Raw genomic sequence first — 12214 nt, 5'->3', positions numbered from 1 at the left:
CCAAGGGAATGGTTGAAGGAAGCTGTTGCATTATAAAACAGAGGTACAAATGTAGAGGACTTTTATCCATTTTCAAATGAATGATTGTAGCTGCGATTTCCATGAATATATTAATACATAAACCATATGTATCTAATATGTTCTTAATCTTACAAAGGGGGAATGAACTGGGAAATAAGTCTGTGAAACCGGCTAATGACACGGTCAATGGATATGAATGAAATACTGCCTAAGGAAGGTGTTGTTATGACATCACAGAAATTGGTAAATGCTTTGGCACTTTTTTCTGTTTTGGGTGGTTTACTAATCATTGTAACGCAAGTTTGGTTTTATGTGACTCCCGACTCCATTTATGCCACATATTTAGATCAGGTTGGGTACATTTTCGTTTTGCTTGGAGCAATCGGACTTTATTTTGGCCAGTTTAAAAATCTCGGAGCGTTCGGATTGTTTAGTTTTATATTTTTAATAATTGGATTATCTCTCTGGTTAGGTGTGAAATGGTATCAATCATTTTTAATCGAAGATTTGCTAGCTTTTGATTCTAAAGTATTAGATTCACTGCCAACCGGCTTTATAGGTCATATGTTCTCGGTCTATTTGTTACTATTTGGAGTATTGCTATACGGAATTGCGAATGCATGGAAAGGTGTCCGATGGGCAGGGTGGCTTTTAATCGTAGCCTCTGTTGCAGAATTGATTCCATTTGGGACGTATGTTGCGCAATTGATTGCCGGAATTGGTTTTGTATGGTTAGGCAATACAGTAAGAAAAAACGTGAAGGAAGAGCGTGGCAAACTAGTATAAGTACCTTTGATAAACCTTTGGAGAAGCCCATTGACGGGCTATTTTTTTGTTTATCATAATTTAAGATAAAAAAGGATGGGTGGCTTATGTATAGTTACAATCAACCAAAGAAAATTCATTTTATGCCGGTAGAAAATAGTGAATATCGTGGAGGTAATGCATTTATAGGTTCTGGAAGGGCGCATGCAACTTTCGATGCCCACGGTTCTTTACCGGGCGTTGTTAATTCCTCGAGTAAAGTTTTTGCATCTATTACTGAAATCAAAATTGTCGATGGTCAAGTTGTGCCCTGGCTTGGTGCAGCTAACATGTGGACCTTGAATGTCGTTCCATTTGATAATGGTGATATATATATACGAAGTTATATCCAATGGTCTGAGGACCTGGATTTTCAAATTTCAATCGTAGTGTTTTAAAAAAATATAAGCCGGGAATCCGGCTTTTTTAAATTTCAGCTTCAAAATCTCGCCTTTTTTTGGTAAACGACAGCTAGTCTTATCTAAAAACGGGGGTTCTTTGCTAGGCTGTTCGGAAAATAAAAAGAACTCCACCCTATTGTTGATTTTCCTCATAACAACATTTTAACTGAGGTCCGTCTTAATGATAGGGCATTTTTTATATTAAACCTACTTTATCGAAAGGCATGTATTCAATTAACAGTCAGTTCCAAATCGTATCATCACTCCATGAATTGTCGCTTTTTAGATGGGGAAATTTTACATATCTATTGTTTCTTTAATAAGAATATATTAATCTATATAAATAACAATATGTTAGGAGTGATTTGGTGAAGAGTAAATTTATGTTGTCTTTTGTTACATTGCTTTTTGGATTAATGACCATTGCTGGGAGTGTTTCTGCCCAAACCGTTACATATCATCCATCGCTCGCACACAAAAATGGTGCGATGGCTTATGAACACATGAATTACCTTGCTTATGAAATCGGTCCAAGGGTAGCTGGTAGTGCAAATGAAAGATTAGCAGAACAGTATATTAAGGGCCAGTTTGAGCGTATTGGGTTTGAGACTGATGTACAAGAATTTACTTATACAAGCAGAGGGAAACAGGTTACAACTTCAAATGTGATTGCCTATAAGCCTGGAAAGTCTACTAAACAAATTATCGTAGGAGCCCACTATGATTCAGTTTCCGTAGGGCGAGGCGTTGATGATAATGCTTCAGGCGTGGGTGTCCTATTAGAAACGGCAGAAGTTTTAAAGAATATCAAAACCCCTTACTCGATTGTATTTATCGCATTTGGAGCAGAAGAAACAGGATTAAAAGGCTCTAGCTATTATGCAAATCATATGACATCCGATGAAATCGCCAATACAGTCGGGATGATTAATATGGACAGTCTTGCTGTTGGTGATAAAATGTTTGTTTATGGAGATGAAGGAGAATCTGGCTTCATTCGTAACCAAGCATTAGCTATCGTAGACAAGAAAAAACTAAACGTGGGAACAAATCCAGGACTGAACCCTGATTACCCAGCTGGCACAACTGGAGACTGGAGCGACCATGCACCATTTAAAGAGAAAGGAATCCCTTACGGATATTTAGAAGCCACCAACTGGGAAATTGGGGATTTAGATGGCTATACACAAACAGTTGAGTATGGCGAAGTTTGGCATACACCAGACGATACTATTGAGTTTATCGAAAATGCGTTTCCAGGAAGAATTCAGGAACATTTATCTACTTTTAGTGTTTTATTAACAGATTTATTAAAATTTATGGACAAGACAAGCACTTCTAAATAATCCCAATTAAAGAAGAAAGGCTGTCTCACTAAAAGTGTGCGACAGCCTTTTTTCTTTTTAACAATCATGTAAAAGCAAAACTCAAGGCATTGAATATTAATGAAAACTTGAGAAAAGAGCGTTAAAAAATAAGGAATTGAGGCCGATTCTTGGGAAAAAGCTCTTAAGTTAATAGAACAATTGCTATTACACTCTTTGTATATCGAATAATATTATTATGTCAATTAATTTAAAAAAGGCAAACAATAGGTAGATAATACCTGGAGGGGAGAGAAGGTGGAACAGATATTAGAAAGGTACAGATCAATAAAACCTATACACTTAGGTTGAATACATTGGTTCACATTATATCTCCTTGATTAAATAGAGGCGCTTTTCTTGTGCCAACTGGCAAAAAGACCAGTTTATTTTAACCGGCGCAGCACTTTTCTTGCGTTCACGGGCAAAATAGAAGGCTTATTTTAACCGGTGTGGCACTTTTCTTGTGCCCACGGGCAGAATAGATCAGTTTATTTTTACCAGTGGGACACTTTTTTTGTGCTCACGGGCAAAATAGAAGGCTTATTTTAACCGGTGCGACACTTTTCTTGTGCCCACGGGCAGAATAAATCGGTTTATTTTTACCAATGCGACACTTTTCTTGTGCTCACGGTAAAAAAGACCGGTTCATTTTTACCAGTGGGACACTTTTTTTGTGCTCATGGGCAGAATAGAAGGCTTATTTTAACCGGTGCGGCACTTTTTTTGTGCCCACGGGCAGAAAAGACTAGTTTATTTTTACCAGCGAGAGCCTTTTCTTGTACGGACGGGCAGAATAAATGGCTTGTTAATGAAAATTTACCCTCAACCGAGGCCGTTATGTCTTTAAGAACTTATACTTAGGACTGTTTTTCAGCGGTCTCGGACGGTTCTCATGCATTACGCCTCACCCAATTAAACCTAAAAAAATAAGGGCTGACTTTTTTTACTAGTCAGCCCTATCTATTCAAAATCACAATTCCATCCCATTTAATAAATCCTTCAAAGCCTGCAGTTCCTCTTTTGTAAGTGTGATGCCTTTTCCCATCTTTTCATGGTCCGGTGCCCAATCCCGCAAATCATACTTGGGTTCTTTTCCGTTCCAGCTAACAAGATTCAATTCCTTATTCCAGCCTTTAGGCGATTCGGATAGTTTGCCTATTGATGAAGTGATCTCATATTTAATCTCCGCCATACTGTTCCTCCATTTCCTTTGCTGTCCATTATTATGGTCAAGCCCGGGTTGCGATAAACCACTCTATTCACCTATAGATAGTGCTAGAACAACGATAAAAATCCAGCACTGGCCGCAACGCCTCGTTCTATCTAGATCTTGTCATGCAGCCTAAAACAACTTTAGAACATGATAAGAACGAAATCGCTACGCAATGGCTTTTTAAAAGCCCACTTGGACCGGAATAAGTAGTTACTTAAAAGTTTTCTTCTCTCATTTTTTTTTACCTCAATATTTTTCTTAAGTTGATTTTAACCCCAAAAATTGTAATTGTCTTTGGGATTTTACCAGCTAACAACCGTCAATAACAATGATCGATTAAGCAGGGCTGCACGAACACATCGCAGAAAAAAGTTTCAATTCATAAATTTATTATGTAAACTAATTCAGGGAATTAATAAACCTCGGTATTAACTCATGATAATGATGCAAAAATACAATGGCTGACCAAACCAAAAGTTATAAGGTGATTTGCCAAATCTATGATTAGTAAAAGGGATATCTTTAAATAAATATGGCAGCCACTTTTTAAAATAGGGTTTCCAAACCAATGATTCGAAAATGGTGTGGAAACCCTTAGGATGGCCTATAGATTAATACAATCCTTCAATCGTTCTTCTAACAATGTCCCCAGCTTCTCTTCCTAATGAAACGGTTTCTTCATAACCTGTGGTGCTCCATTCTGATTCTGGAATGAGGTAGCCTAACGTATCATGGGTTAGGCCCAGAAGCATTTTATGGTTACCTGGCATAAGGTCTCGAATATTCAGACCCAAATTAGTCACCGCTTCACCTGGCAGGGTCACCATTTCAACGGCGTTCCTACCTTTGCCAAGCGTAATTCGAGAAATCTTGCTATCGAAAAAATATTGGAGTCCTTCCTGTCTCATTGCAGCATAGCCATTAAATAAACCCATATTTTTGGCGAAGATGAAGGATGGGTTTTCCACCGGGAAGGTGACATTCTGTGTTTGGAAAGCAATGCCCGGAGGGACCGTCTTGCTCTTTTCTATTGCTTCAAAAACGTATTTTGATAGAGATTGACCATAATCCTTAGCTAACGTATATTGTTCAGAAACCGGCACCTTCCAGTTTACATTGGGTTCAACATCCCCTTGGGCACCATTTACAAACATGGCAGTGCCGCCGTATTGTGACTCAATTTCCTTCTCGAGCGAACCGACGAAATCGGAGGAAAGAAGTTTGTTATCATCCCTTAGTACAACTGGATGGGCAGCGAAATTTACCAGTGTTGCCAATGTCTTGTTTCCGGACTGTACCTGTAAAATCCCTAATGCATGATCGGTATATCCTAGGCCCCGGCGATTTTTGACTAACTCCTGCGGTACCGTCGTGGAACCCGTTCTAATAGTGGCATGCTTCATTTGATTTGTCGCTTTAACCACTGCCTTGATTGAATTCTCAATGAACAATTGTTTATAATCGGCTGGCACGCCACCCCATAGTCCATTCAAATCTGGCCCGGCATGCGTATGGGTAGCGCTTATGACGATATGGTCTTCTGGAATCCCGGTCTGGCTTGATGCACCTTGACGAATGGCATCGAGAATGACATTGCCGATAACTGTTGTATCAATGGTAAGGAAGACAAGAGAATCCTGACCAGACTTTACTGCCAGCGCACGTGCATAAATGCCATCGTTAGACACACCTTCAGCAGGTCCTCGACTCATATAGCCGCCATAGCCGCCCATGTATAACTTTTTTCCAGCCAATTGGCTCTGAGTTGGTGAAAGACTTACCTTAGCGACACCTGCTGAGAAATCTGCGCTGGTTCCTGCCTGTGCAAACCCATACGATGGTGAATACACAACTCCACCCAGCAAAAGAGTTGTCATCACCATTATGTAAGTAAATAATGATTTGAATCTACTAAACTTTTTAACCATCCAAACACCTCCAATATCTATTATTTTATTGTGAAGTCGACGCAGTACTAAATGCAATGATATTTAATCTAAAAATTGCGACAATTAGTTCGAGATTCTATCATAGTAGGACTGATTTCACCGGTTTATAAGGAGTGAATCGTTAAAATTAACGTCCGATAATGTCGAATGAAAATTCGGGATTCGAAATATCTATCATGCTATTATTTAATTAGCTATTCAAATTCGTTTAGCTGTCCAAATCTAATGAAAGGAGAAAACAAAGAGAGGAATGAACAGAAAACCTATTGGAATGAAAAGGAGTGAACATTATTGAAAGCGCTCTCTAAAGGTCTGTCTTTACTTTCCATCATTGCACTATCTACATCTTTGTTTGCGGCTTCAGCTTCAGCCGATACTTCTTCGAGTATTTCAACCGTACCCAACCCAACTATTACAGGACCGATCCTATCGGTTACTCCAGGTGACCCGTCTCATAATTATACGTTTGGGGCAACCAATATGGATTTAGCGAATAGAGGATATGTGGAAGAAGAGTTCTTCGTGGAAGGTACTGCCCGGCAATATACAACCCCTTCTCTAGAAACAGGAACGTCAATTGAAAATGGTGATAAAGAATATAAAACTAGAATCGTGGTCCGTCGCCCAGCAAATCAAAAGAATTTTAATGGTACGGTCCTACTAGAATGGTACAACGTTACAGCAGGGTTAGATATTGAGTTTGACTGGATGCTCTCTCGTGACTACATAACCCGTGCAGGATATGCTTGGGTGGGAGTCTCTGCACAGCGTGTTGGTGTTAATCGTTTAAAGGGTTGGAGTGAACGTTATAAAACGTTAGATGTAACGGATCAAGGGAAAATAACCAATGATGCTCTGTCGTATGATATTTATTCTCAAGTTGCCCAAGCACTTAGGAATCCAAAGGGAACAAATCCACTGGAAGGGCTGAAGGTAAACAAAATCATTGCAACAGGTCATTCTCAGTCTGCCGGTTATCTTGCACGTTACTATAACTCCATTCATCCGATTCATAATGTGATAGACGGTTTCGTCATCCGTGGAACATCTGTGCCTTTAAGAAAAGATCTCGACACCAAAATCTTCCGTATGATGGCTGAAACGGACGTAAGACAAGCGACAAGCTCTACAACCTATGCTGCAAGCGATGAGGCAGATTCCAAAAACCTCCGCCGTTGGGAGGTAGCTGGAACATCCCATGTGGATTGGATACAGAGAGTGGGGTATGAACCAGTCCTAATTCGGGATTTAGGCGGAATCACGCCTATTCAGAGTTCACGTCCTCCATTTAGCAGAATACCATTTACTTATGTGCAAGATGCTGCCTATGACTACATGGTAAAGTGGATTGATGGCCAGGCGGTTCCACCAACTGCTCCTCGTTTTTCGTGGATGGCAGATGGTGTGACGAAAGCAAGGGATACTTACGGAAATGCCTTGGGAGGAATTAGATTGCCAGAACACGAAGTTCCAACTGGCGTTAATACAGGAGATAACTCGGGACCAGGATTTGAGCGTTTATACGGCTCTTCAGAACCATTTAAGCCAGCACTTCTAAGTCAGCTATATCCTAATCATGGCTCCTATGTCTCTAAAATGAACCAAGCTACCAATACTATTCTTAAGCAAGGTTTTATACTTAAGGATGATGCAGAATTAATAAGAGAGGCAGCTGCTAAGAGTTTAATTGGTAAATAGAATGAAAATAATGGATTTACTATAATGGTATTTTTTCAAAATAAAACCGAATCAGCAGCACCTTTATGGGATGCTGCTGATTCGGTTTTTTAAGTGTGTTTAATAATTCGGCCATGTCGTATCGTACAATATAAGGAATTATTTCAATGGTTATGCCATGAGGGGAGTGAGCGGCGCCGCTTGGTTATCCTTTTTTATTTAGTTTTTCGTAAATCCAAATATTGAACGGTCTTACCATCACGATCAATCTGAACAATCAATTGGCTTTTATTACAATGAAAAACGTGAACAGAAATATTGGAGAAAAGGAAAAATATTTTCTTTGACAAAAAATTTTTTTATATATAAAATTATTAAAAATTGGTAATTTAAAGATATCTCGAAGATACGGTCAATTAAAATAGCTTTACTTAGTGCCTATTATTATAAAATTAAAGGGGAATTTGAATGGAAGATAATATGAATAATGGTATGGAAGAAAAGAAAAAGCCCAAATACAACGTTCCAGCTCTTGATAGTGCGTTTAAAATATTAACTTTACTAAGCCGAAAAAAATTTAGTAAAAGTAATTTAACTGAGATTTCTAAAGCGCTTTCCCTTACCCCAACTACTTGTTTTCGGATATTGCAAAAGTTAGAGGAACTATCGATTGTTCGTTTTGATAAAAGTTCAAAGCGGTATAGTCTTGGCCCGTATCTGGTTGTCTTAGGAGAAAGAGCAAAAGAAAATCAATTTGATATCTCTGTCATTATTCCGTACTTGGAGAGTCTTTCAGAAAAAACGGGACTAACCGCTTTTCTTGTCAGCAGAATTGGTAAAAACCGTTCAACCATTATTGCTAAGTCTGAAGGCGAAGAGTTTGGAATTAATGTATCAGTAGGAAGACACTTTTCAGTCATTGATGGTTCTTATGGTAAATGTTTACTAGCTTATTTGGAAGAAGAAGATGCTGTCGAACTTTTACATAGCAATGAAGGACTGCGATCAATGTCTTCAGAGGAGATTCAAGAACTGATAAAAGAATTGCCAACCATCCGTGAGAATGGATATGCCACAACCTTTGGAGAGTACATTGATGGAATCGTAGGGATCTCGGCACCTCTTTTTAATACTGACGGATCAGTGGATATGGCCATTTCAATTATTGGTATGACCGCCCAATTTAACGATAAAGAAATTGTAAAAATGGGCGAACTCATTAAAAGAATTGGACAGGAAGTTAGTTTCAAAATAAGCGGTTACGAAAGTAAAAAATAAGTCTTTTTTATAAAAAATTCATAAATCTAAATAATCATCTAATGGAACGTATCCCCATCGAACGTTCCTTTTTTATTTTTTTCACTAAACTCCCTGGAAGAACCAAATCGTAAAGGTCTTCCTTCCTCAGTATAACCAATGGCCTAATTTTCTAAATATTACAATATTTCATTGACAAAAAAATTTTTTAAATATAAAATCCTGATTAGATTAACAAATGTTTCCTTTCTTTCATCATCTTAAAATATAGGAGTGACTTGAAATGGAATTAAACGGAAAAATCGCGGTGGTAACCGGGGCAGGACAAGGAATTGGCAGAGAAATCTCGTTATTTCTAGCAAAGCATGGGGCAAATGTGGTGGTTGGAGATTTAAATTTAGAATCCGCCCTGCAAGTTGCGAGGGAAATTGAAAAACTGGGAACAAAAGGCTTAGCTTACCAGGTAGATGTTTCGCGAAAAGAAAGCGCTTACGGACTAATCCAAGCAGCGATTGACACATTTGGAGGTTTAGATATTCTGGTAAACAATGCAGGAATTACAAGGGATGCCATGTTACACAAGATGACGGAAGAACAATTCGATCAAGTAATAGCAGTACATATGAAAGGAACCTTCTTGTGTATGCAGGCGGCGGCCATTCATATGAGACAGGAGCAAAAAGGTAAGATGGTTAATATTTCATCGATTGCTGGAAAAGTGGGAAATATGGGCCAAGTGAATTACGCCGGAGCAAAGGCTGGGCTTGTCGGAATGACGAAGGCTGCAGCAAAAGAACTTGCTAAATTCCAGGTAAATGTGAATGCGGTGCAACCTGGCTTTATTGACACGGATATGACACGTGCGGTGCCAGAGAAAGTTCGGCAAATAAAGATTGCTGAAATCCCAATGAATAGAATCGGCGAACCATTGGACATTGCCAAAGCTGTGGTATTCCTTTGTTCCGATTATTCAGATTACATGACAGGTAATGTTTTAGAAGTGACTGGCGGCCGTTTTATGTAATAACAGAATAATAGAATTTTTTTCGGTTAGCAATGAACAATGAGGGAGTATTCAAGGTGTAGGGCACCTTTGAAGCTGTGTGCCATCAAAATATGAGCAATGAAAGGCGGGTAAGCTGAATGAATTTTGAGTACTCACAAGAGGCGGAGTATTTTCGCGAGTCTTTTCGTACCTGGTTAGTGGCAAACTTTCCGAAGGAGTGGAATTATGAAGTAACTGGCGAGGAATTGGTGGAAAGACGAAGAACGTGGGGCAAAATGTTGGGTCAGGGAGGATGGGTAGCACCTGCTTGGCCAAAAGAGTATGGCGGCCTCGGATTAACCCTGGAACAACAGTTAGTTTATATTGAAGAATTAGTACGGATCAATGCACCCGAAGTGTTAAATTCCAATGGAATTGGCATTTTTGGAATGACATTAATTCGCTATGGAACAGAAGAACAAAAGAAGCACTATCTACCCCGGATGCTTTATCATGACGACATATGGTGTCAAGGTTTCTCAGAACCGATTGCCGGCTCGGATTTAGCTGGTCTTCAAACAAAAGCAGAACGTAAAGGAGACCATTATGTATTAAATGGTCAAAAAATATGGACATCTTATGCTCCCTATGCAAATAAATGCTATATCTTGGTCCGAACGGGAGAATCCAGATACAAAGGCATTAGCCTGATGATCTTAGATTTGAAACAGCCAGGAGTCACAGTACGGCCAATAAAAAATATTGCCGGTGAATCAGAACTAGCTGAAGTTTTTCTAGATGATGCCGTTGTTCCAATCGAGGATGTCGTTGGAGAAATAAATAACGGGTGGGAAATGGCTAATTATTCGCTTGCCAACGAACGTGGAATTCATTTTGCGCAGCGCGCATTAAAAATGCAGCAAGAATTCCAGCAGCTAGTTTCGCTTTTTCAAAAACAGATTGACATTGGCAACTCGCAAGCAATCAGCTCCGTCCTGCAAAATAAATTAGTACAGTCCTATTTATCCTGTGAAATATTAAAAAGTATCTCCTTACGGAATATTGCCCTTATTGCTCAAGGTGATGATAACGGTGCCATCCCCGCCATAGCCAAACTAGTTTGGAGTGAAAGTCATCAAGATTTACTTAATTTAGGCGTGGAAGTTCTAGGAGAAGAATCGTTAGTTAAAGGAGAACATGAAGTTTGGTTACAGAAATTTCTTATCTCACGAGCCGAAACGATCTATGCCGGAACGACACAAGTTCAAAAAAATATTATCGCTAAATCTCTGGGACTGCCTAGCTCAAAGGGGGGGAGAGCATAATGGAATACCGCTTTTCTGAACAGCAGCAAATGTTAAAAAAGGCTCTGCAATCATTGTTAAAAAAAGAAATGACACTAGAACATTTTAAAGAAATAGTCGAAAAGAACCACGGCTTTTCAAAGGATGCATGGGGGAAACTGGCAGATAATGGCTGGCTGGGAATACTGGCACAAGGAAAATGGCAGGTCTTTGAGGATATGACAACTCTTGACTTGATGTATCTGTCAGAAACGTTTGGAGAAAGACCGTTTCCTGGCCCTTATTTGTTAACAGCTGGATTCATTGTCCCGCTCCTAAGTCAATTAAATTTATCGTCTGTTCAACAACAACAATTAGACCTATTGCTATCTGGAGAAAGCCTCATCACCACGGCCTTGCCTCGGCTGGCAAAGTCCAAAAACGGAATAGACTTCAATTGGCCATCTATCAAAATAGCAAATCGGGAAAGCAGCCGAATTCAATTGACAGGTGAAATCAAACATATCCCGTTTATCCAGCACGCAGATTATTGTCTATTGCCGGTAAGTGACAGTAGCGGGGGTGTTTCTCTAGCATTATTAAATACCAGACTAGAGGGCGTAACGGTTTCAGCCGAGGAATCAGTGGAACTGGCCAAACCGCAAGGAACGATCCAGCTTGATCATGTTTGGATTAATAAAGTGGATTTTATTCAAGGATTCGACACTGACCACCAAGAATTGTTAAATGAGAAAGTTATCCAGTATTTACTTTGTACTAATGGGGAAATCATTGGCGGTGCAGACGAAGTATTAAAAAGAACCATTCATTATGTGACCCAGAGGAAGCAATTTGGAGTTCCAGTTGGATCCTTCCAAGCAGTGAAACATATGATAGCCGATATGCATGTCGCTATTGAAAAAGCGCGCAGCTACAGTTTTTATATAGCAGCTCAACAGGAAACAAATCAGGATAAAAACTTATTGAATGTTATGGCAAGCCGCTATTTTAGTACAGAAATGTATAAAAAAGTCTGTGAAGATGCGATCCAGCTTCATGGTGGAATGGGCTTTACATGGGAAGAAAGCATTCATTATTGGTACAAATCTTCTATTTACCATCTTTACCACATTACCCATCCGTCCATCATGATTGAATTTGTCATGCAAAACTTGCTTTCACCTTCTGAAAAACCTCAAGGAATAACAATTTAATCATTTACCAATTAAAGGAACGAGAACGATTTCTGTGCGTAAC

The 12214-nt window shown here is 39.3% G+C and carries 10 protein-coding genes; 8 read left to right on the top strand and 2 right to left on the bottom strand.

All coding sequences use genetic code 11. From position 1 onward, the window contains the following. Window positions 1–246: 246 nt before the first annotated feature. The 3 genes from QNN06_RS18300 (at window position 247) to QNN06_RS18290 (ending at window position 2572) form a co-directional block, all read left to right on the top strand. The gene (locus QNN06_RS18300) at window positions 247–807 is read left to right on the top strand and encodes a hypothetical protein (RefSeq protein WP_284035687.1); all 561 of its coding nucleotides are present in this window, start codon (window positions 247–249) and stop codon (window positions 805–807) included. A gap of 86 nt (window positions 808–893) precedes the next feature. Beyond that, on the top strand, window positions 894–1223 hold the full coding sequence (locus QNN06_RS18295) for a hypothetical protein (RefSeq protein ID WP_217036621.1): 330 nt from the start codon (window positions 894–896) through the stop codon (window positions 1221–1223). 371 nt (window positions 1224–1594) lie between these two features. Beyond that, complete coding sequence (locus tag QNN06_RS18290) at window positions 1595–2572, top strand: M20/M25/M40 family metallo-hydrolase (RefSeq protein WP_284035686.1); 978 nt, start codon at window positions 1595–1597, stop codon at window positions 2570–2572. A gap of 991 nt (window positions 2573–3563) precedes the next feature. Here the strand turns inward: QNN06_RS18290 and QNN06_RS18285 are convergent. Beyond that, entirely contained in the window at window positions 3564–3785 is a 222-nt protein-coding gene (locus QNN06_RS18285; protein WP_217036620.1) for a YdbC family protein, read from the bottom strand. Between the two features lie 632 nt (window positions 3786–4417). Beyond that, window positions 4418–5734: a neutral/alkaline non-lysosomal ceramidase N-terminal domain-containing protein gene (locus QNN06_RS18280; protein ID WP_284035685.1), complete on the bottom strand. Its 1317-nt coding sequence runs from the start codon at window positions 5732–5734 to the stop codon at window positions 4418–4420. Window positions 5735–6046: 312 nt separating this feature from the next. On the opposite strand from QNN06_RS18280, the gene QNN06_RS18275 reads away from it, so the two are divergent. The 5 genes from QNN06_RS18275 (at window position 6047) to QNN06_RS18255 (ending at window position 12171) form a co-directional block, all read left to right on the top strand. Then, window positions 6047–7453 carry an alpha/beta hydrolase domain-containing protein gene (locus tag QNN06_RS18275; RefSeq protein WP_284035684.1) on the top strand — a complete coding sequence of 469 codons (1407 nt, stop codon included), beginning with the start codon at window positions 6047–6049 and terminating at the stop codon, window positions 7451–7453. A 447-nt stretch (window positions 7454–7900) separates the two neighbouring features. After that, on the top strand, window positions 7901–8710 hold the full coding sequence (locus QNN06_RS18270) for an IclR family transcriptional regulator (protein ID WP_284035683.1): 810 nt from the start codon (window positions 7901–7903) through the stop codon (window positions 8708–8710). A gap of 262 nt (window positions 8711–8972) precedes the next feature. Continuing rightward, window positions 8973–9713 (top strand): 3-oxoacyl-ACP reductase FabG, encoded by a 741-nt coding sequence (gene fabG, locus QNN06_RS18265; RefSeq protein WP_284035682.1) that lies wholly within the window; start codon window positions 8973–8975, stop codon window positions 9711–9713. Between the two features lie 119 nt (window positions 9714–9832). Further along, window positions 9833–10999, top strand: coding sequence for an acyl-CoA dehydrogenase family protein (locus tag QNN06_RS18260; RefSeq protein ID WP_284035681.1), 1167 nt, complete (start codon window positions 9833–9835; stop codon window positions 10997–10999). Beyond that, on the top strand, window positions 10999–12171 hold the full coding sequence (locus QNN06_RS18255) for an acyl-CoA dehydrogenase family protein (protein WP_284035680.1): 1173 nt from the start codon (window positions 10999–11001) through the stop codon (window positions 12169–12171). The genes QNN06_RS18260 and QNN06_RS18255 overlap by 1 nt, the downstream gene beginning before the upstream one ends. The last annotated feature ends 43 nt before the right edge of the window (window positions 12172–12214 follow it).

Source organism: Neobacillus sp. 114 (assembly GCF_030127045.1).
GTDB classification, from domain to species: Bacteria; Bacillota; Bacilli; order Bacillales; family Cytobacillaceae; genus Neobacillus; species Neobacillus rhizophilus.
This window is presented reverse-complemented; position numbering and strand designations above follow the sequence as displayed.

What these genes read in the sequence shown, in the direction of transcription:
- QNN06_RS18300 (WP_284035687.1), top strand. Translation starts at nt 247, where the DNA reads ATGACATCACAGAAATTGGTAAATGCTTTGGCACTTTTTTCTGTTTTG.
- QNN06_RS18295 (WP_217036621.1), top strand. Translation starts at nt 894, where the DNA reads ATGTATAGTTACAATCAACCAAAGAAAATTCATTTTATGCCGGTAGAA.
- QNN06_RS18285 (WP_217036620.1), bottom strand. Translation starts at nt 3,785, where the DNA reads ATGGCGGAGATTAAATATGAGATCACTTCATCAATAGGCAAACTATCC.
- QNN06_RS18280 (WP_284035685.1), bottom strand. Translation starts at nt 5,734, where the DNA reads ATGGTTAAAAAGTTTAGTAGATTCAAATCATTATTTACTTACATAATG.
- QNN06_RS18270 (WP_284035683.1), top strand. Translation starts at nt 7,901, where the DNA reads ATGGAAGATAATATGAATAATGGTATGGAAGAAAAGAAAAAGCCCAAA.
- fabG (WP_284035682.1), top strand. Translation starts at nt 8,973, where the DNA reads ATGGAATTAAACGGAAAAATCGCGGTGGTAACCGGGGCAGGACAAGGA.
- QNN06_RS18260 (WP_284035681.1), top strand. Translation starts at nt 9,833, where the DNA reads ATGAATTTTGAGTACTCACAAGAGGCGGAGTATTTTCGCGAGTCTTTT.
- QNN06_RS18255 (WP_284035680.1), top strand. Translation starts at nt 10,999, where the DNA reads ATGGAATACCGCTTTTCTGAACAGCAGCAAATGTTAAAAAAGGCTCTG.